The following is a 19,130-nucleotide window of genomic DNA, read 5'->3' as shown; positions in this document are numbered from 1 at the left end:
GCGGGGCGCTGTATGTGCTTTTGTAACCAAGGGGTCTGCTCGTGACAACAATCGTAAGCGTACGCCGTAACGGCCATGTCGTTATCGCCGGTGATGGCCAGGCCACACTGGGCAACACCGTGATGAAGGGCAACGTTAAAAAAGTTCGCCGTCTCTATAACGACAAAGTCATTGCAGGCTTTGCGGGCGGCACAGCGGATGCCTTCACGCTGTTTGAGCTGTTTGAACGCAAACTGGAAATGCACCAGGGTCACCTGGTGAAAGCCGCCGTCGAGCTGGCAAAGGACTGGCGTACCGATCGTATGCTGCGCAAGCTGGAAGCGCTGTTAGCGGTCGCCGACGAAACCGCGTCGCTGATCATCACCGGTAACGGCGATGTGATTCAGCCGGAAAATGACCTGATTGCCATTGGCTCCGGTGGACCATACGCCCAGGCCGCTGCCCGCGCTCTGCTGGAGAACACCGAGCTTGGCGCGCGCGACATTGCTGAGAAGGCGTTGGGGATCGCAGGCGATATCTGCATCTACACCAACCACTTCCATACCATCGAAGAATTACCCGCTCAAGCGTAAGGATCTCCCATGTCTGAAATGACCCCACGCGAAATCGTCAGCGAACTGAATAAACACATCATCGGCCAGGACGCGGCAAAGCGCTCTGTGGCGATTGCTCTGCGTAACCGCTGGCGCCGTATGCAGCTCGATGAAGAGCTGCGTCACGAAGTGACCCCAAAAAATATTCTGATGATCGGCCCGACCGGCGTTGGTAAAACCGAAATCGCCCGCCGTCTGGCAAAGCTCGCCAACGCGCCGTTTATCAAAGTGGAAGCGACCAAGTTCACCGAAGTTGGCTATGTCGGGAAAGAGGTGGATTCGATTATCCGCGATTTGACCGATGCCGCCGTGAAAATGGTGCGCAGCCAGTCAATTGACAGGAACCGCTACCGCGCCGAAGAGATGGCGGAAGAGCGCATCCTTGATGTGCTGATCCCGCCGGCGAAAAACAACTGGGGCCAGCCGGAACAGGCGGCAGAACCCTCTGCGGCGCGCCAATCCTTCCGTAAAAAACTGCGCGAAGGCCAGCTGGATGACAAAGAGATTGAGATCGATCTCGCCGCTGCGCCAATGGGCGTCGAGATCATGGCCCCTCCGGGCATGGAAGAGATGACCAACCAGTTGCAGTCGATGTTCCAGAACCTCGGCGGGCAGAAGCAGAAGCCGCGTAAGCTGAAAATCAAAGACGCGATGAAGCTGCTGATCGAAGAGGAAGCGGCGAAGCTGGTGAACCCGGAAGAGCTGAAAGAGGAAGCGATCGAAGCCGTTGAGCAGCACGGTATCGTCTTTATCGATGAGATCGACAAAATCTGTAAGCGCGGCGGTAACACCTCCGGCCCGGACGTCTCCCGCGAAGGCGTACAGCGCGACCTGCTGCCGCTGGTTGAGGGCTGCACCGTGTCGACCAAACATGGGATGGTGAAAACTGACCATATCCTGTTTATCGCGTCCGGCGCGTTCCAGGTTGCCAGCCCGTCAGATCTGATCCCGGAATTGCAGGGCCGTCTGCCGATCCGCGTTGAGCTGCAGGCGCTCACCGCGGAAGACTTTGAGCGCATCCTCACCGAGCCTAACGCCTCTGTGACCGTGCAGTACAAAGCGCTGATGGCAACCGAAGGGGTGAATATCGAATTTACCGACGACGGCATTAAGCGTATTGCGCAGGCCGCATGGCAGGTGAATGAAAGCACCGAGAACATCGGCGCACGCCGTTTGCACACCGTGCTGGAGCGTTTGATGGAGGATATCTCCTACGACGCCAGCGATCTGGGCGGCGAAACCATTACCATTAATGCAGACTATGTGAGTAAACACCTTGATGCTTTAGTGGCGGATGAAGATCTGAGCCGTTTTATCTTATAATCGCGCTCATACTCTTTTCATCACACTCGATGGGGGCTTATGCCCCCATTTTTATTGGCCGGACTTATGAACGATACGCACTCTCTGAGCCTTACCCAGGCATGGCTGGAAAGCCTGCGACCGAAAACGTTGCCGCTGGCCTTTGCCGCTATCGTGGTGGGAACCGTGCTTGCCTGGTGGCAGGGCTACTTCGATCCGCTGGTTGCGGCGCTGGCGCTGATCACCGCCGGTTTGCTGCAAATCCTCTCTAACCTCGCCAATGATTACGGCGATGCCATTAAAGGCAGCGATAAGCCGGATCGCATCGGCCCGCTGCGCGGGATGCAGAAAGGGGCGATCTCCCTTGGGCAGATGAAGCGCGCGCTGCTTATCGTCATTGTGCTGAGCTGCGTTTCCGGGCTCTGGCTGGTAAGCGCCGCGACCCAGACGATGGCGGATTTTGTCGGCTTCCTCGCACTCGGCGGCCTGTCGATTATCGCCGCCATCACCTATACCGTCGGCAAGCGCCCGTATGGTTATCAGGGGCTGGGCGATATTTCGGTGCTCACCTTCTTCGGCTGGATAAGCGTGATGGGAAGCTGGTATTTGCAGGCGCATACGCTGATTCCGGCGATCTTCCTGCCCGCGACCGCCTGCGGTTTGCTGGCGACGGCAGTGCTGAATATCAATAACCTGCGCGATATCGATAGCGATCGCGAGAACGGTAAACATACGCTAGTGGTGCGTTTAGGTCCGGTGAATGCCCGCCGTTATCACGCCGGTTTGCTGGCGGGCGCGCTGCTCTGCTTTGCGCTCTTCAACCTGATTTCGCTCCACAGCCTCTGGGGCTGGCTGTTTTTGCTTGCCGCGCCGCTGCTGTTTAAACAGGCACGTTATGTGCTGCGCGAGCGCGATCCGCGCGCGATGCCGCCGATGCTCGAACGCACCGTGAAAGGCGCGCTGCTGACTAATCTCCTGTTTGTACTGGGGATTATTTTGAGCAAGACGCTCGCCTGAGTGCCAAAGAACAATTAAAAATTGATGCTTTTGCCAACAGCGCGCGATGCGCGATATACTTACGGCTCTCGCAGCAACTGAACGTAAATCCTATGAAATACGATACTTCTGAGCTTTGTGACATCTACCAGGAAGAGGTCAACGTCGTCGAACCGCTGTTCTCCAACTTTGGCGGTCGCTCCTCTTTCGGCGGGCAAATCATCACGGTGAAATGTTTCGAGGATAACGGGTTGCTTTACGATCTGCTCGAACAGAATGGCCGTGGTCGCGTACTGGTAGTCGACGGCGGCGGTTCTGTACGCCGGGCGTTAGTCGACGCCGATCTCGCGCGTCTGGCGGCGCAAAACGAGTGGGAAGGGATGGTGGTCTACGGCGCGGTGCGCCAAGTGGACGATCTGGAAGAGCTGGATATCGGCATCCAGGCGATGGCCGCGATCCCGGTTGGCGCAGCGGGCGAAGGCATTGGCGAAAGCGATATCCGCGTCAACTTCGGCGGCGTAACCTTCTTCTCCGGTGACCATCTTTATGCCGATAACACCGGCATTATTCTCGCCGAAGATCCTCTCGATATCGAATAAACGAAAGGGCACCTGAGGGTGCCCTTTTTTGTCGCTGCCGAATGCAATGGCGCTTAACTATTTTGCTTAATACGCGAAAGATTTCGTGTTGTGGCAAGGCGGCAAGCAAGTGAATCCCCGGGAGCACAGATAACTATGTGACCGGGGTGAGCGTGCGCAGCCAATGCCGCTACGGCACGAAAGATAAAGCGTAATTACACTTCTTCCATGCGGCCCAGCAGCGCCTGCAGACGCTCCTGCCAGCCGTGCTGCTGCTCGCGCAGCTGTTGGTTTTCGCGCTCCAGCTCTTCACGGCTCTGGTGTGCAGAGTGAACGTCCTGCGACAGGCTGTTGTTCTTCTCTTTCAGTTCTTCGATTTCCATCTGCAGCAGCGTGATGGTATCAATCGCCTGCTGTACTTTTGCTTCCAGTTTCTCAAACACTTCTAATGACATAGTCATACTTCTCCTGAGTGGCAAGGCGTTGATGGACTTACACCTCATTATTCGCCAGACAAATAGGTTACCCCTCTGCCCGCTAAATTATGCGTGTCTTTAAGCGTCCTCGTCCCGCAGAGCGGCGACGCCTTAATACAATGAGCGGATTTCGCTTGTTACCGATTGTATGAATCGCGCCAGCCCCTGTCCAGCGTGGAGCGGCGCTGTTTGCGCTTTGCAACACTTTTCGTCCTCGTCCTGGTGCAATCCGCTTCGCTACCCCGTAATTGTTAATGCCCGGGTTACAAAAATGATTCAGCTCTCATTTCGTATTGGTGCAAAAACGCGCACCACCGCTCGTAAACGCTCATTTTATTGACGCAGTACACACATTTCGATTTCGATATTTCTCGTTTTTGCTCGTTAACGATAAATTAACACTATGTCTACACGACATCATGGGGGTGCTGTTTCCCTCATGCCTACAATAACCATTAAACTTCTGCAGGATCCGATTATGAGTCAGACACCAACCGTAAAAGGCCAGTGCATTGCCGAGTTTCTCGGTACCGGGTTGTTGATTTTCTTCGGCGTGGGATGTGTTGCAGCGTTAAAAGTGGCGGGTGCCACCTTTGGCCAGTGGGAGATCAGTATCATCTGGGGTTTGGGCGTGGCGATGGCCATCTACCTGACCGCAGGGGTTTCCGGCGCGCATCTTAATCCGGCTGTAACCATTGCACTTTGGCTCTTCGCGAGCTTTGACGGACGCAAAGTTGTTCCTTTTATTTTTTCTCAATTTGCCGGCGCGTTTTGCGCGGCTGCACTTGTTTACGGGCTTTACTACAATCTTTTCCTCGACTTCGAACAGACGCACAATATGGTTCGCGGCAGCGTCGAAAGTCTTGATCTGGCTGGTATCTTTTCAACCTACCCCAACCCGCACATCAATTTTGTGCAGGCCTTCGCTGTTGAGATGGTAATTACCGCTATTCTGATGGGCGTGATTATGGCGCTGGGCGATGATGGCAACGGCGTGCCGCGCGGCCCAATGGCGCCGCTGCTGATCGGTCTGCTGATCGCGGTAATCGGTGCCTCCATGGGACCACTCACCGGCTTCGCCATGAACCCGGCGCGTGACCTGGGACCGAAGACCTTCGCCTGGCTTGCCGGCTGGGGTAACGTCGCCTTTACCGGCGGCAAAGATATTCCCTACTTCCTCGTGCCGCTGTTTGGGCCGATTGTAGGCGCGGCGCTTGGCGCGTTCAGCTATCGCAAACTGATCGCCCGCCATCTGCCGTCTGGAACCAGTGAGGCTGCGAAAGAGAAAGGCACCGCCTCCACCACGGCTCAACAAAAAGCTTCGCTGTAATGTGACTACGGGATCATAACCATGACTGACAAAAAATATATCGTTGCGCTCGACCAGGGCACTACCAGCTCCCGCGCCGTTGTGATGGACCACGATGCCAACATCATTAGCGTTTCACAGCGCGAATTTGAACAAATCTACCCGAAGCCAGGCTGGGTTGAGCATGACCCGATGGAAATTTGGGCGTCACAAAGCTCCACGCTGGTCGAAGTGCTGGCAAAAGCGGATATCAACTCCGACGAGATTGCCGCCATCGGCATCACCAACCAGCGCGAAACCGCGATTGTCTGGGAGCGTGAAACCGGCAAGCCGATTCATAACGCCATCGTCTGGCAGTGCCGCCGCACCTCTGAGATCTGCGAAAAGCTCAAACGCGACGGCATGGAAGATTACATCCGTAGCACCACCGGGCTGGTGATCGACCCCTACTTCTCCGGCACCAAAGTGAAGTGGATCCTCGACCACGTTGAAGGTTCGCGCGAGCGTGCTAAACGCGGCGAACTGCTGTTCGGCACCGTCGATACCTGGCTTATCTGGAAAATGACCCAAGGGCGCGTACACGTCACCGACTACACCAACGCCTCACGCACCATGTTGTTCAACATCCACACGCTGGAGTGGGACGACAAAATGCTGGAAGTGCTGGATATCCCGCGCGCAATGCTGCCGCAGGTGCGTAAATCCTCCGAAGTGTACGGCCAGACCAACATCGGCGGTAAAGGCGGCACGCGTATTCCTATCGCCGGTATTGCGGGCGACCAGCAGGCGGCGCTGTTTGGCCAGCTCTGCGTGAAAGAGGGGATGGCGAAAAACACTTACGGCACCGGCTGCTTTATGCTGATGAACACTGGCGAGCAGGCAGTGAAATCCGATCATGGCCTGCTGACCACCATCGCCTGCGGCCCGAAAGGCGAAGTGAACTATGCGCTGGAAGGCGCGGTGTTTATGGCTGGCGCCTCCATTCAGTGGCTGCGCGATGAGATGAAGCTGATCAATGACGCGTTCGACTCCGAATACTTCGCTACCAAAGTGAAGGACACCAACGGCGTGTACGTTGTTCCGGCCTTCACCGGCCTGGGCGCGCCGTACTGGGACCCGTATGCACGCGGCTCCATCTTCGGCCTGACCCGCGGCGTTAACGCGAACCACATCATTCGTGCGACGCTGGAGTCGATTGCCTTCCAGACCCGCGACGTGCTGGAAGCGATGCAGGCTGACTCCGGCATCCGCCTGCACGCGCTGCGTGTGGATGGCGGCGCGGTGGCGAATAACTTCCTGATGCAGTTCCAGTCCGACATTCTCGGCACGCGCGTTGAGCGTCCGGAAGTGCGCGAAGTGACCGCGCTGGGCGCCGCTTACCTGGCGGGCCTGGCGGTTGGTTTCTGGCAGAACCTGGATGAGTTGCAGGAGAAAGCAGTGATCGAGCGCGAATTCCGTCCGGGTATCGAAACTACCGAGCGTAACTTCCGCTACAGCGGCTGGAAAAAGGCCGTGAAACGCGCGATGGCGTGGGAAGAACACGAAGAGTAACCGCTCCACTTATGCCCTCTCCCTGCCGGGAGGGGGCATCTGCCTCACCCCCCTCCTCTTTTCACTGTGTTAAACTTCGCGCAATTTCTTTCAAAACTGAGTGTGTGATGAAACGAGAACTTGCCATCGAATTCTCCCGTGTTACCGAAGCTGCGGCGCTGGCTGGCTATAAGTGGCTGGGGCGCGGCGATAAAAACACGGCGGACGGCGCAGCGGTACACGCTATGCGCATTATGCTCAACCAGGTCAACATTGACGGCACGATTGTCATCGGCGAAGGGGAGATCGACGAAGCGCCGATGCTCTTTATCGGTGAGAAAGTGGGCACCGGCAAAGGCGACGCAGTGGATATTGCCGTCGATCCGATTGAAGGGACACGCATGACGGCGATGGGCCAGGCCAACGCGCTGGCGGTGCTGGCGGTCGGTGATAAAGGCTGCTTCCTCAACGCACCGGACATGTATATGGAAAAGCTGATCGTCGGCCCCGGTGCCAGAGGCGCTATCGATCTCAACCTGCCCTTAGCCGACAACCTGCGCAATATCGCCGCCGCGCTCGGTAAACCGCTCAGCGAGCTGACGGTCACCATTCTTGCCAAGCCGCGCCATGATGCGACCATCGCCGAGTTACAGGCGCTGGGCGTGCGCGTGTTTGCCATTCCTGACGGCGATGTCGCCGCCTCGATCCTCACCTGCATGCCCGACAGCGAAGTGGATGTGCTCTACGGGATTGGCGGCGCGCCGGAAGGCGTGGTGTCGGCGGCGGTGATCCGCGCCCTGGATGGCGATATGCAGGGCCGACTGCTGGCGCGTCACCAGGTGAAAGGCGACAGCGAAGAGAACCGCCGTATCGGCGAGCAGGAGCTGAAACGCTGCCGCGGTATGGGCATTGAAGCGGGCAATGTGCTGCGCCTCGATGAGATGGCGCGCAGCGATAATGTTATCTTCTCTGCTACCGGCATCACCAAAGGCGATCTGCTGGATGGTATTACGCGCAAAGGCAATATGGCGACCACCGAGACGCTGCTGATCCGCGGTAAATCGCGCACCATTCGCCGGATTCAATCGATCCATTATCTGGATCGTAAAGACCCGGACGTACAACGACATATACTGTAAGTCTATTTGTTCAATTGAGCTTTCCGGCCCGCACGGGCTGGAAATCTCAGGCGACAACCACCAGGATAAGGCAACGTTACAGAACAGGAGAGAACCATGGCGGATTGGGTAACAGGAAAAGTCACAAAGGTGGAATTCTGGACCGATGCACTCTTCAGCCTCACCGTACATGCCCCCGTTCAACCCTTCACTGCCGGACAGTTCGCCAAGCTTGGGCTGGAGATTGACGGCGAGCGCGTGCAGCGCGCTTACTCCTACGTCAACGCGCCGAGCAATCCCGATCTTGAGTTCTATCTCGTCACCGTTCCGGAAGGCAAACTGAGCCCGCGCCTGGCCGCCCTGCAACCGGGCGATGAGCTGTTAATTGTCAGCGAAGCCGCCGGCTTTTTCGTGCTGGAAGAGGTACCGGAGTGCGAGACGCTGTGGATGCTGGCGACCGGCACGGCCATCGGGCCTTATCTGTCGATGCTGCAAGAGGGGAAAGATCTTGAACGGTTCAAAAATATCGTCCTGCTGCACGCGGTGCGCTACGGCGCGGACTTAAGCTACCTGCCGCTGATGCTGGAACTGCAAAAGCGCTATGAAGGGAAGCTGCGCATTCAGACGGTGGTCAGCCGCGAGACGCTCTCCGGCTCTTTAACCGGGCGCGTGCCGGCGCTGATTGAGAGTGGCGCCCTTGAGGAAGCGGTAGGTCTGCCACTGACCGCCGAGACCAGCCATGTGATGCTGTGCGGTAATCCGCAGATGGTGCGCGACACCACACAGTTGCTGAAAGATACCCGGCAGATGGCCAAACACCTGCGCCGCCGTCCGGGGCATATCACCGCTGAGCACTACTGGTAATCAGCGGAACTTCACCTCGAGCGTCTCGCTGCCAAAACGGTTTTTGTCCTGGGTGCCGATCATCGCGCCCAGGTCGATCATCATTACCACGATAATCGCCACCGGGATCAGGCGTCCCACCGCCCACGCCAGCGTGCCGTCTAGCATCGTCCAGTTACCTGACAGCAGCATCCACGCCAGCACCATCAGCAGCGCCCAGCCGCCGTGACGACCGCGATCGTGCAGCCGTTTGACCATCACGCAGGCGGTCGGCCAGATCAGGCAGACGAGGATAAACGCCGCCGTCTGAAAATCGAGCATGCCGCCATTCGCCAGCACAAACAGCAGGGTCATGCTCACCACCCACAGCACCATCCAGATCCAGAAATCGCGGCGTCCAATGCGCCCCTTAAACGAAAACAACCACTGCTGTATACCCATGTAAGGTTCCTTATTATCGTAATAGCGGCTAGTGTACCCTGGCGGCGGGAGTTTTTGACAAGGCCGCCCAATCTCGTTTTAATCGTCAGCACACTCTACAGAGGGCGATGTGAATGAAAGCACGGCGTTACCACTTTTGGCTGCTCTTTTCCGCGCTGGCGTTCTGCGCGCCGGGTTGGGCAGAAGAGGCGCCAGCCGCCGTCACCGCACCCTATTTACTGCCGGGCGCCCCCACCTTTGATGAATCGATCAGCCAGTTCCGGGAGAAGTTCAATACCGACAATCCCACGCTTGCGCTGAACGAGTTTCGCGCTGTTGATAGCCGCAGCGATCGCGCCAACCTGACGCGCGCGGCTACGCGCATCAACGATTATCTCTATGCCTCTACGGCGCTTGAGCGCGGCACGTTAAAGATCAAATCGATGCAGATCACCTGGCTGCCGGTGCAAGGGCCGGAGCAAAAAGCGACGAAAGCGAAGGCGCAGGAGTATATGAGCGCCTTTATCCGCGCCTTCTCTCCGACCATGACCGCGGCGCAAAGCATGCAAAAAGTACAAAAACTGCTGACCAACGGCAAAAACAAGGCCTACTACGCTGAGACGGAAGGCGCGGTGCGCTATGTGGTGGCAGACAACGGCGAAAAGGGGCTAACCTTCGCGGTTGAACCGATTAAGCTGACGCTATCTGAACCTCTCGAAGGGAACAATAAATGACAAAAAGCAAAGCCTTTCAGGGGAGGGATCTCTATACTGTTTCTCAGACCATGCTGCCCTGACGGGCGGCCATTTTCATTAATTCGCCAAGCGCGTGGAGAGTAAAAATGCGACATCCTTTAGTGATGGGTAACTGGAAGTTGAACGGCAGCCGCCACATGGTTAACGAACTGATTGCCAACCTGCGTACCGAACTGGCGGGCGTTTCAGGCTGCGGCGTGGCGATTGCGCCGCCGAACCTCTACCTGGATCTGGCAAAACACGCCGCTGACGGCAGCCACATCATCCTCGGCGCGCAGAACGTTGATACCAACCTCTCTGGCGCGTTCACCGGCGAAACCTCCGCTGAAATGCTGAAAGATATCGGCGCTAAATACATCATCATCGGCCACTCTGAGCGTCGTACTTACCACGCTGAATCCGATGAGCTGATCGCGAAAAAATTCGCCGTGCTGAAAGAGCAAGGTCTGGTTCCGGTGCTATGCATCGGTGAAACCGAAGCGGAAAACGAAGCGGGTAAAACCGAAGAAGTGTGCGCTCGCCAGATCGACGCCGTGCTGAAAACGCAGGGCGCGAGCGCGTTCGAAGGCGTGGTTATCGCTTACGAACCCGTTTGGGCGATCGGTACCGGCAAATCCGCTACCCCGGCGCAGGCTCAGGCCGTGCACAAATTTATCCGTGACCACATTGCTAAAGCCGACGCGAAAGTGGCTGAGCAAGTGATCATCCAGTACGGCGGTTCTGTTAACGCCAGCAACGCGGCAGAACTCTTTGCCCAGCCGGATATCGACGGCGCGCTGGTTGGCGGTGCTTCCCTGAAAGCCGACGCCTTCGCAGTGATCGTTAAAGCTGCTGAAGCCGCTAAACAGGCGTAATGCTGCTGTTACCCTCTCCCGCCCGGGAGAGGGTCTCTTCTACAATTTCCCCAGTACTTTAAACCACGCGTAATCAAGCGGCAGCAACAGCAGATAACTCACCAGCGCCAGCGCCAGACAGAGCAGCATCCCCGCGCGCGCAGGCACTTTACCGAGCGCCATCGCCACCACAATCGGCGAAGCCTGATAGGGCAACAGCGGCGTCGAATAGCCCAGCACCTGAATCATAATCACCGACAGCAGCGGGAAACCGGTAGCGTCGGCAAAGCTTTGCGCCAGCGTGGTAAACAGCGCCGGGACGCCGTTGGCGGTCATAATAAAATTGAGCGCGGTGGTAATGCCGGTGAGCGCGAGAAAACTGGTGAACGGGCGTTCGGCATCGAGCGGCATCACATGCAGCAGCGCATCGCCCACCGCGCTACCGATACCGGTTTGCGTCACGGTGATCGCCAGCCCCAAAATCCCGGCGACATAGATGCAGGTGCGGATATTTACTCCGCTGGAGAACTCATCGCCGGAGATAAAGCCAACGCGCGGTAGCAGCGTAACGAAGGCGGCTGCCAGCCCGGTCCACGCCGGGCCAATGCCGTGCCAGCTCTCCGTTACCCACAGCGTCAACACCACAGCTAGCAGCCACGCGAGCCGCTTCTCATCCCCGCTCATGGGCGTAGAAGGCAGCGCTTCGCGCATCGCCTGCGGTTTACCGGGAAAGAGCCAGCAGATCAGGCCAATCAGAATTGCACCTTTCAGGATCCCCAGCACCGGCGTGTGCAGCAGCAGATAAGGCAAATAGTTGAGATGGATACCGTAGGAGCCTTCCGCCGCGCCGCTCATCACCAGATTGGGAACGTTGGCAGGCAGAATGGTTGCCGAAAGTTGAAAAGTGCCGAAGCCAACCGCCAGCGCCAGGCCATACCACGCGCGTGTGCCCTCATTGATGCCAGCGCGTGCCGCCATCGCCGCGACAATCGGCATTAACAGCGCAATTCGCCCCATGTTAGAGGGCATAACAAACGCCAGCGCATAGCTGAGCAACACCACGCTTGCCACCATCTGCGGCCAGGAGCCGGTCATCTTCGCCGACAGCGCCCGCGCCGCGCGATCCGCCAACCCGGTCTTACGGATAGCCACGCCAAGCACAAAACCGCTAAACACCAGCCAGAAAGCGGACGAAGCAAAGCCGCCAAAAATCACCTCCGGCGGGGCGATTTTCGCGATCATCGCAGCGGTGAAAAAGAGCAGCGCAGTGATGAACTCCGGCAACAGCGACGTCGCCCAGAGAATAATAGTGATACCGACGATAACAGAGGGAAGGAACAGAGGGTGTGAAAGCCAGAGCGACATGCCTGTCTCCTGTAGATTTTTTCAGCAAGTCTACGGGGACAGGCAGAGTGAGTAAATGCGAATTATGGTGGGGTTATTTGAGGATCTCGCACTGATGATCCTGAATCTCTTCCGCCGATGCGCGGTTTAACGCCAGCAGATTTCGCTCTGTCGCCAGCAGCACAAACGAGCCGTCCGACTGCTGCGCCAGCGCCAGTGCAAAGCGCCCCATATGCGCTTTCGCGTCCGGCACCTCTTCCGCCAGCATCAGGAAGGGGCTACGCTGCGCCAGCTCTGCCGCCGTTACACGCCGGGCTAAATACTCGTGCCCAAGCAGCCCGCCGGGAAACACCAGCCACTGGCTACTGATGCGCCCGGCATTCTCATCAAGCTTTTCGCGCACGTCGGTACGCAGACAGGAGATATGAATATGGAAATGGTTCTGCGTGCGGCCAGAGCGGGAGTTAATCGCCAGCGAGACCGCCTCATCCGGGATCGGACTGCCGCGCCGGGTGCTCATCACATCGCGTGATTGCCAGGACTGCCAGAAGAAGTTCGGCGTAGCAGACTTAAGCAGTACCGGGCTTTCGGTGCCGTTAACCAGATAGGTGGGCATTAACAAATACTGCAACGGGCCGTTGCGGTCCTTCATTAACACATAGCCGTTTTTGAAATTAACCTGCTCGCAGGGTGCGGGGTTGTTGTGATTACGCATATTGGGCAGGCACTGCTGAAAGACGATTTGGCGCAACGCGTCCGGGTTGCTGGTGAACTTCATCCAAATCCATACACCTGCGGCTGCAACGACAATCAGGACCAGCAGGGCAATCATAAGACGTTTAACAGTTTTCATTTTCCGCTTCCTTTGCTGAAAGAAACGGCATAATAGCGCAAAAATTAAACGAAGTGACACATCGATTTTGCCGGATAGCACTGACGCCATCCGGCTGGTTTAACAGTAAAAATTAGCGTTTGCTGATCTCATCAAAGGTGCCGCCGTTGGCGAAGTGCTCTTTCTGCGCCTTGCTCCAGCCGCCGAACACATCATCAATGGTGAACAATTTCAGTTTCGGGAATTCGCTGGCGTACTTCGCCGCAACCTGCGCATCACGCGGGCGGTAGAAGTTCTTCGCGGCAATCTCCTGCCCTTCTGGCGAGTAGAGATATTTCAGATAGGCTTCCGCCACTTTCTGAGTGCCCTTTTTATCCGCAACTTTATCGACCACCGACACGGTCGGCTCGGCGAGGATAGATTCACTCGGGGTGACGATCTCAAACTTATCTTTGCCCAGCTCTTTGGTCGCCAGCAGCGCTTCGTTTTCCCACGCAATCAGCACATCGCCAATCCCGCGTTCCACGAAGGTGTTGGTCGCGCCGCGCGCGCCGGAGTCGAGCACTTCGACGTTTTTGTACAGCGCTTTAACAAACTCCTGCGCTTTAGCCTGATCGCCGCCGTTCTGATGCAGAGCGTAGCCCCAGGCCGCCAGGTAGTTCCAGCGTGCGCCACCAGAGCTTTTCGGGTTCGGCGTGATAACGGAGACGCCCGGTTTTACCAGATCGTTCCAGTCATGAATCTGTTTCGGGTTGCCTTTACGCACCAGGAAGACAATGGTCGAAGTGTAGGGTGCAGAGTTGTCGGGCAGGCGTTTGATCCAGTTTTTATCGATACGACCGCGTTCGGCAATCGCGTCGACGTCATAGGCCAGCGCCAGCGTCACCACATCGGCGTCAATACCGTTGATAACCGAAGTCGCCTGTTTGCCGGAGCCGCCGTGCGACTGGCGGATCACCACATTGTCGCCGGTCTCCTGTTTCCAGTGCGCGCTGAACGCTTTGTTGTACTGCTCGTACAGTTCACGCGTCGGATCGTAAGACACGTTCAACAGTTGAATATCTTTTGCCAGTACGCTGCTGGAAGCCAGCAGCAGCGTTAAGCCCACGCCCCATTTATTCATTGCCCGCTCTCTTCGGTTGTCAATTTTGATGACACCAGCCTGCCAGAAAGGGATCCGATGATTAAAGAATAAAAAAAGATTGGATATAACTTTGAGGAATATATTGCGGTAAAAAAACGCCCTCAGCAGCGAGGGCGTATTGCATATCAGTAAAGCTTTTTGGCGCAGTCCAGCCAGTCGCCTTTGAACGGACGCTTCATGTTTTCAATCGCGTCGATGATGTCGTGATGCACCATTTTTTCGTTCTGGATGCCGACGCAGCGACCGCCGTAGCCCTGCAGCAGCAGATCGATAGCATAGGAACCCATGCGGGAGGCAAGAATGCGGTCGTAAGGCACCGGCGAACCGCCACGCTGGATGTGGCCCAGCACGGTCGCGCGGGTTTCGCGCTGCGTTTCGCTCTCAATATACTTCGCCAGCTCGTCGATATCGCAGATGTGCTCGGTGATCGCCACAATCGCATGTTTTTTACCTTTGGCGATACCAGCTTTGATCTCGGCTACCAGGTCTTCGCGGTTGAACTCCACTTCCGGCAGAACGATAAACTCACACCCGCCGGCAATGGCTGCGGCCAGGGTCAGATCGCCGCAGTAACGGCCCATCACTTCAACGATGGAGATACGCTGGTGTGAAGAGGAGGTGTCGCGCAGGCGGTCAATCGCTTCAACCACGGTTTGCAGCGCAGTGAAGTAGCCGATGGTGTAGTCGGTACCGGCAACGTCGTTATCGATGGTGCCCGGCAGACCGATGCACGGGAAGCCCATTTCGGTCAGGCGTTTGGCACCCATATAGGAACCGTCGCCGCCGATAACGACCAGCGCGTCAATGCCGCGCTTTTTCATATTTTCGATAGCCACGGCACGGATATGCTCTTCGCGGAACTCCGGGAAGCGGGCAGAGCCGAGGAAGGTACCGCCGCGGTTGATCATGTCAGACACGCTGTAGCGGTCGAGCTGGATCATCCGGTCTTCATACAGGCCCAGGTAGCCGTCGTAGATACCTGCAACTTCCAGACCTTCTGTTAATGCTGCACGGACAACGCCGCGGATGGCGGCATTCATGCCTGGCGCATCACCGCCGCTTGTCAACACACCGATTTTTTTAATCATGACTACCTCTGAACTTAGGAATGCAAAATAAAATTCTGTGGCCCGAAGCAACTCCCACGGGGAGCGAACAACAATGCTGCAAATAGTATCTCAATCCACTACTGCTGAATTGATTCAGGTCAGGCGAAATGGGGGTATTTTATACACAACCGCACTGCCTGACCCACACTTAAAAAACGCGTTACGAAAGCCTCTGCGGGCTTATCGTCCTTGAGGAACAACTGAGCACGGATCCTGATGAATAATCACATCGGAGCCGGGGAAACGGCGCAAAATCGCCTGCTCTACCTGTTCGGCGACAAGGTGCGCCTCAACCAGCGGCAGGTGATCGTCCATTTCCAGATGTATTTGAATAAAGCGGGTCGGCCCTGACTGCCGCGTGCGAAGATCGTGAGCGCCTCTGACGCCCGGCCAGGAAGTGACAATATCAACAATTTCCTGACGCTCTCCATCGGGTAGTGCGCGATCTAGCAGCGCCTGTACCGCCTCATACCCCATACGCAACGCACTGTACAAGATATAGCCGCCGATACCCAGCGCAAACAGCGCATCCGCCCGGTGCCAGCCATACCACGCCAGCCCAAGCGCGATGAGAATAGCGCCGTTCATCATAACATCAGACTGATAATGAAGCATATCCGCGCGCACCGCCTGGCTGTGTGTTTTGCGCACAACCCAGCGCTGAAAGGTGACCAGAATCACAGTGCTGAGCAGCGCCACCAGCGTGACGGCAACGCCAATTCCCGCGGCCTGCAACGGCTCCGGCCGCGCAAGGTGCTGAATGCCGGTTAAAAAGAGGAACAGCGCGGAGCCGGAGATAAACATGCTCTGCGCCAGCGCGGCTAATGACTCCGCTTTGCCGTGCCCGAACGTATGCTCCTCATCGGCCGGTTGCAGCGAATAGCGCACCACCAGCAGGTTGGTGAGCGACGCGGCGATATCCACCAGCGAATCGACCAGCGCCGCCAGAATACTGACCGAACCGGTGTGCCACCAGGCGAAAATTTTAATCACCAGCAGCAGCGACGCCATGATGGTTGCCGCCATTGCCGCCCGTGTGACCAGCCGTCCATAAGATGCTTTCATACACGCTCCTGCTTGTCGTTGGCGGAATTATAACGGATAGCAAAAGGAGCAATGGAGAAAATAGGGGCAGGAATTACAGGCAAAAAAAACCCCCACATCATGTGGGGGAAGACAGGGATGGTGTCTATGGCAAGGAAAAACAGGGGTTGTTACCTGGTACTGCTACTACTCATTACCGTCAACGGGGAGCTTTTTTGCATCTGCGCAACGTTACGCAGCTTTGCCATCCGTTGTTGGTGCTTCTGGTTTAAAACCGCTTGCTGCTCCGGCGTTAGCAGGTGGTACATCTGGTTGCGGACTTTCGCCATCTCAACCTGGCGAGCGACCTGCTCCTGCGCCATTTTTTCTGCCTGAGCGCGTACAGCGGTTTCATCAAATTTATCTGCGGTGACAAGGCTGTGCATTGTCTCCATTTCGCTAACATTAACAGGTGGCTGGTCGTGCCGCGCCTGTGTCATCAGATCCCGCATCTGCTGGCGCTGATGTTCGGTCAGATTAATACCGTCGAACATATGGCTCTGAACACTGCGCTGTGCAATCCCTTCAGTCGGATGCCAGTTATCGCCTGTTACGGCTTCAGCAGCCTGGCTAACAGCGCTTAATGTCAGCGTTGAGGCCATGACGGCAGCGGTAACGATGCGCATCATTTACTCCAGTAACCTATTTGTCTCACGAGTGAACGAAAATCAGTCTACGATTCAGGCTGCAAACATGCGTCAGGGGGTGTAAAACAACGTAAAGTCATGGATTAGCGACGCTTGATGACGTAATTTCTGCCTCGGAGGTATTTAAACAATGAATAAAATCCTTTTAGTAGATGATGACCGAGAGCTGACTTCCTTGTTAAAGGAACTTCTCGACATGGAAGGTTTTAACGTGCTCGTTGCCCATGACGGTGAACAGGCGCTCGACCTCCTTGATGACAGCATCGATTTGCTTTTGCTCGACGTGATGATGCCGAAGAAAAACGGCATTGATACCCTTAAAGAGCTTCGCCAGACACACCAGACACCGGTAATCATGCTTACAGCCCGCGGCAGCGAGCTGGATCGCGTTCTCGGCCTTGAGCTGGGCGCGGATGACTATCTTCCGAAACCCTTTAACGATCGTGAACTCGTGGCGCGTATTCGCGCGATTTTGCGCCGCTCCCACTGGAGCGAACAGCAGCAGAACAGCGACAGCGGTTCGCCGACGCTGGAAGTGGACGCGCTCAGCCTCAATCCTGGCCGCCAGGAAGCGAGCTTTGACGGTCAGTCGCTGGAGCTTACCGGCACCGAATTTACCCTGCTCTACCTGCTGGCTCAGCATTTAGGCCAGGTGGTGTCGCGTGAACACCTGAGCCAGGAAGTGCTGGGTAAACGTCTGACGCCGTTCGATCGCGCCATCGACATGCATATCTCCAACCTGCGCCGCAAACTGCCGGAGCGTAAAGATGGGCATCCGTGGTTTAAAACCCTGCGCGGTCGCGGTTATCTGATGGTCTCCGCTTCATGATAGGAAGTTTGACCGCCCGCATCTTCGCCATCTTCTGGTTAACCCTGGCGCTGGTGTTGATGCTGGTATTGATGGTGCCAAAGCTGGACTCCCGCCAGATGACGGAGCTGCTCGACAGCGAGCAGCGCCAGGGTCTGATGATTGAACAGCATGTGGAAGCGGAGCTGGCTAACGACCCACCGAACGATCTGATGTGGTGGCGAAGGCTATTTCGCGCCATCGACAAATGGGCGCCGCCCGGTCAACGTCTGCTGCTGGTCACCAGCGAAGGACGCGTGATCGGCGCGGAGCGCAGCGAAATGCAGATCATCCGCAACTTTATCGGCCAGGCCGATAACTCCGATCATCCGCAGAAGAAAAAATATGGCCGCGTCGAAATGGTGGGCCCCTTCTCCATTCGCGACGGGGAAGATAACTACCAGCTCTACCTGATTCGCCCTGCCAGCAATTCGCAATCTGACTTTATCAACCTGCTGTTCGACCGTCCGCTGCTGCTGCTGATCGTTACCATGCTGATCAGTTCACCGCTGCTGCTGTGGCTGGCGTGGAGCCTGGCAAAACCGGCGCGTAAGTTGAAAAACGCGGCGGATGAGGTGGCGCAAGGCAACCTGCGTCAGCATCCGGAGCTGGAAGCCGGGCCGCAGGAGTTTCTCGCCGCCGGGGCCAGTTTTAACCAGATGGTGAGCGCGCTGGAGCGCATGATGACCGCGCAGCAGCGTCTGCTGTCGGACATCTCTCACGAGCTGCGCACGCCGCTGACGCGCCTGCAACTTGGCACCGCGCTATTGCGTCGTCGTAGCGGAGAGAGCAAAGAGCTGGAGCGCATTGAAACCGAGGCGCAGCGGCTGGACAGCATGATCAACGATCTGCTGGTGATGTCGCGCAACCAGCAGAAAAACGCGCTGGTCAGCGAAACGGTCAAAGCCAATCAGCTGTGGCATGAGGTGCTGGATAACGCCGCGTTCGAAGCCGAGCAGATGGGCAAATCCCTGACGGTCACCTTCCCGCCCGGGCCGTGGCCGCTGTATGGCAACCCCAACGCGCTGGAGAGTGCGCTGGAGAATATTGTCCGCAACGCGCTGCGCTACTCCCACACTAAAATCGAAGTGAGTTTTGCGGTGGATAAAGAGGGCATCACCATCAACGTTGATGACGACGGCCCTGGCGTCAGCGCAGAAGATCGCGAGCAGATTTTCCGTCCCTTCTACCGCACCGACGAAGCGCGCGACCGCGAATCGGGCGGCACTGGCCTTGGTCTGGCGATTGTCGAAACGGCAATTCAGCAGCATCGCGGCTGGGTGAAAGCGGACGACAGCCCGTTAGGCGGTTTACGCCTAACCCTCTGGCTGCCGCTCTATAAACGCGCCTGATAATGCGCCCTCTCCTGCC

At 56.8% G+C, this 19,130-nt stretch carries 20 protein-coding genes; 12 read left to right on the top strand and 8 right to left on the bottom strand.

Going from position 1 to position 19,130, the window contains the following annotated elements; all coding sequences use genetic code 11:
* Positions 1–41 precede the first annotated feature (41 nt).
* The 4 genes from hslV (at position 42) to rraA (ending at position 3,490) form a co-directional block, all read left to right on the top strand.
* Positions 42–572, top strand: coding sequence for an ATP-dependent protease subunit HslV (gene hslV / locus SOM48_RS21215; protein ID WP_023479345.1), 531 nt, complete (start codon positions 42–44; stop codon positions 570–572).
* A 9-nt stretch (positions 573–581) separates the two neighbouring features.
* Positions 582–1,916, top strand: a complete 1,335-nt coding sequence (hslU, locus tag SOM48_RS21210) for an HslU--HslV peptidase ATPase subunit (protein ID WP_289746610.1) — start codon at positions 582–584, stop codon at positions 1,914–1,916.
* Positions 1,917–1,982: 66 nt separating this feature from the next.
* Entirely contained in the window at positions 1,983–2,912 is a 930-nt protein-coding gene (gene menA, locus SOM48_RS21205; protein ID WP_023479363.1) for a 1,4-dihydroxy-2-naphthoate polyprenyltransferase, read from the top strand.
* 92 nt (positions 2,913–3,004) lie between these two features.
* Positions 3,005–3,490 (top strand): ribonuclease E activity regulator RraA, encoded by a 486-nt coding sequence (rraA, locus tag SOM48_RS21200; protein ID WP_023479360.1) that lies wholly within the window; start codon positions 3,005–3,007, stop codon positions 3,488–3,490.
* 194 nt (positions 3,491–3,684) lie between these two features.
* On the opposite strand, the gene zapB is transcribed toward rraA, so the two are convergent.
* Positions 3,685–3,930: a septal ring assembly protein ZapB gene (gene zapB / locus SOM48_RS21195; RefSeq protein ID WP_023479321.1), complete on the bottom strand. Its 246-nt coding sequence runs from the start codon at positions 3,928–3,930 to the stop codon at positions 3,685–3,687.
* Positions 3,931–4,423: 493 nt separating this feature from the next.
* On the opposite strand from zapB, the gene SOM48_RS21190 reads away from it, so the two are divergent.
* The 4 genes from SOM48_RS21190 to fpr all read left to right on the top strand — a co-directional run bounded on the left by SOM48_RS21190 (position 4,424) and on the right by fpr (position 8,766).
* Entirely contained in the window at positions 4,424–5,275 is an 852-nt protein-coding gene (locus SOM48_RS21190; protein ID WP_023479322.1) for an MIP/aquaporin family protein, read from the top strand.
* Positions 5,276–5,296: 21 nt separating this feature from the next.
* Positions 5,297–6,805 (top strand): glycerol kinase GlpK, encoded by a 1,509-nt coding sequence (gene glpK, locus SOM48_RS21185; protein WP_076768846.1) that lies wholly within the window; start codon positions 5,297–5,299, stop codon positions 6,803–6,805.
* Positions 6,806–6,912: 107 nt separating this feature from the next.
* Positions 6,913–7,923, top strand: coding sequence for a class II fructose-bisphosphatase (gene glpX, locus SOM48_RS21180; RefSeq protein ID WP_042717041.1), 1,011 nt, complete (start codon positions 6,913–6,915; stop codon positions 7,921–7,923).
* A gap of 96 nt (positions 7,924–8,019) precedes the next feature.
* A complete protein-coding gene (gene fpr, locus SOM48_RS21175; protein WP_042717039.1) occupies positions 8,020–8,766 on the top strand; it encodes a ferredoxin--NADP(+) reductase in 747 nt (248 codons plus the stop codon).
* On the opposite strand, the gene SOM48_RS21170 is transcribed toward fpr, so the two are convergent.
* Positions 8,767–9,186 (bottom strand): DUF805 domain-containing protein, encoded by a 420-nt coding sequence (locus SOM48_RS21170; protein WP_054804130.1) that lies wholly within the window; start codon positions 9,184–9,186, stop codon positions 8,767–8,769.
* 113 nt (positions 9,187–9,299) lie between these two features.
* Between SOM48_RS21170 and SOM48_RS21165 the strand changes: the two genes are divergently transcribed.
* Together SOM48_RS21165 and tpiA are read left to right on the top strand one after the other, a co-directional pair.
* A complete protein-coding gene (locus SOM48_RS21165; protein WP_042717036.1) occupies positions 9,300–9,899 on the top strand; it encodes a DUF1454 family protein in 600 nt (199 codons plus the stop codon).
* A 107-nt stretch (positions 9,900–10,006) separates the two neighbouring features.
* A complete protein-coding gene (gene tpiA, locus SOM48_RS21160; RefSeq protein ID WP_023479339.1) occupies positions 10,007–10,774 on the top strand; it encodes a triose-phosphate isomerase in 768 nt (255 codons plus the stop codon).
* Between the two features lie 39 nt (positions 10,775–10,813).
* On the opposite strand, the gene SOM48_RS21155 is transcribed toward tpiA, so the two are convergent.
* From SOM48_RS21155 to cpxP, 6 genes are all read right to left on the bottom strand, one after another.
* Positions 10,814–12,118, bottom strand: coding sequence for an SLC13 family permease (locus tag SOM48_RS21155; protein WP_054804132.1), 1,305 nt, complete (start codon positions 12,116–12,118; stop codon positions 10,814–10,816).
* 73 nt (positions 12,119–12,191) lie between these two features.
* Positions 12,192–12,950: a CDP-diacylglycerol diphosphatase gene (locus SOM48_RS21150; RefSeq protein WP_054804133.1), complete on the bottom strand. Its 759-nt coding sequence runs from the start codon at positions 12,948–12,950 to the stop codon at positions 12,192–12,194.
* Positions 12,951–13,062: 112 nt separating this feature from the next.
* Positions 13,063–14,052, bottom strand: a complete 990-nt coding sequence (locus tag SOM48_RS21145) for a sulfate ABC transporter substrate-binding protein (protein WP_054804134.1) — start codon at positions 14,050–14,052, stop codon at positions 13,063–13,065.
* Positions 14,053–14,198: 146 nt separating this feature from the next.
* A complete protein-coding gene (pfkA, locus tag SOM48_RS21140; RefSeq protein ID WP_023479317.1) occupies positions 14,199–15,161 on the bottom strand; it encodes a 6-phosphofructokinase in 963 nt (320 codons plus the stop codon).
* 201 nt (positions 15,162–15,362) lie between these two features.
* Positions 15,363–16,247, bottom strand: coding sequence for a CDF family cation-efflux transporter FieF (gene fieF, locus SOM48_RS21135; protein WP_076768848.1), 885 nt, complete (start codon positions 16,245–16,247; stop codon positions 15,363–15,365).
* A gap of 149 nt (positions 16,248–16,396) precedes the next feature.
* Positions 16,397–16,891 (bottom strand): cell-envelope stress modulator CpxP, encoded by a 495-nt coding sequence (gene cpxP, locus SOM48_RS21130; protein ID WP_023479354.1) that lies wholly within the window; start codon positions 16,889–16,891, stop codon positions 16,397–16,399.
* 151 nt (positions 16,892–17,042) lie between these two features.
* Between cpxP and cpxR the strand changes: the two genes are divergently transcribed.
* Positions 17,043–17,741, top strand: coding sequence for an envelope stress response regulator transcription factor CpxR (cpxR, locus tag SOM48_RS21125; RefSeq protein WP_034812606.1), 699 nt, complete (start codon positions 17,043–17,045; stop codon positions 17,739–17,741).
* Entirely contained in the window at positions 17,738–19,111 is a 1,374-nt protein-coding gene (cpxA, locus tag SOM48_RS21120; protein WP_054804135.1) for an envelope stress sensor histidine kinase CpxA, read from the top strand. The genes cpxR and cpxA overlap by 4 nt, the downstream gene beginning before the upstream one ends.
* The last annotated feature ends 19 nt before the right edge of the window (positions 19,112–19,130 follow it).

Source organism: Kosakonia sp. CFBP8986 (assembly GCF_034044935.1).
In the GTDB taxonomy this organism is placed as follows: Bacteria; Pseudomonadota; Gammaproteobacteria; order Enterobacterales; family Enterobacteriaceae; genus Kosakonia; species Kosakonia cowanii.
The sequence above is the reverse complement of the archived record's forward strand: the minus strand, read 5'-3'. Positions and strand labels throughout refer to the sequence as shown.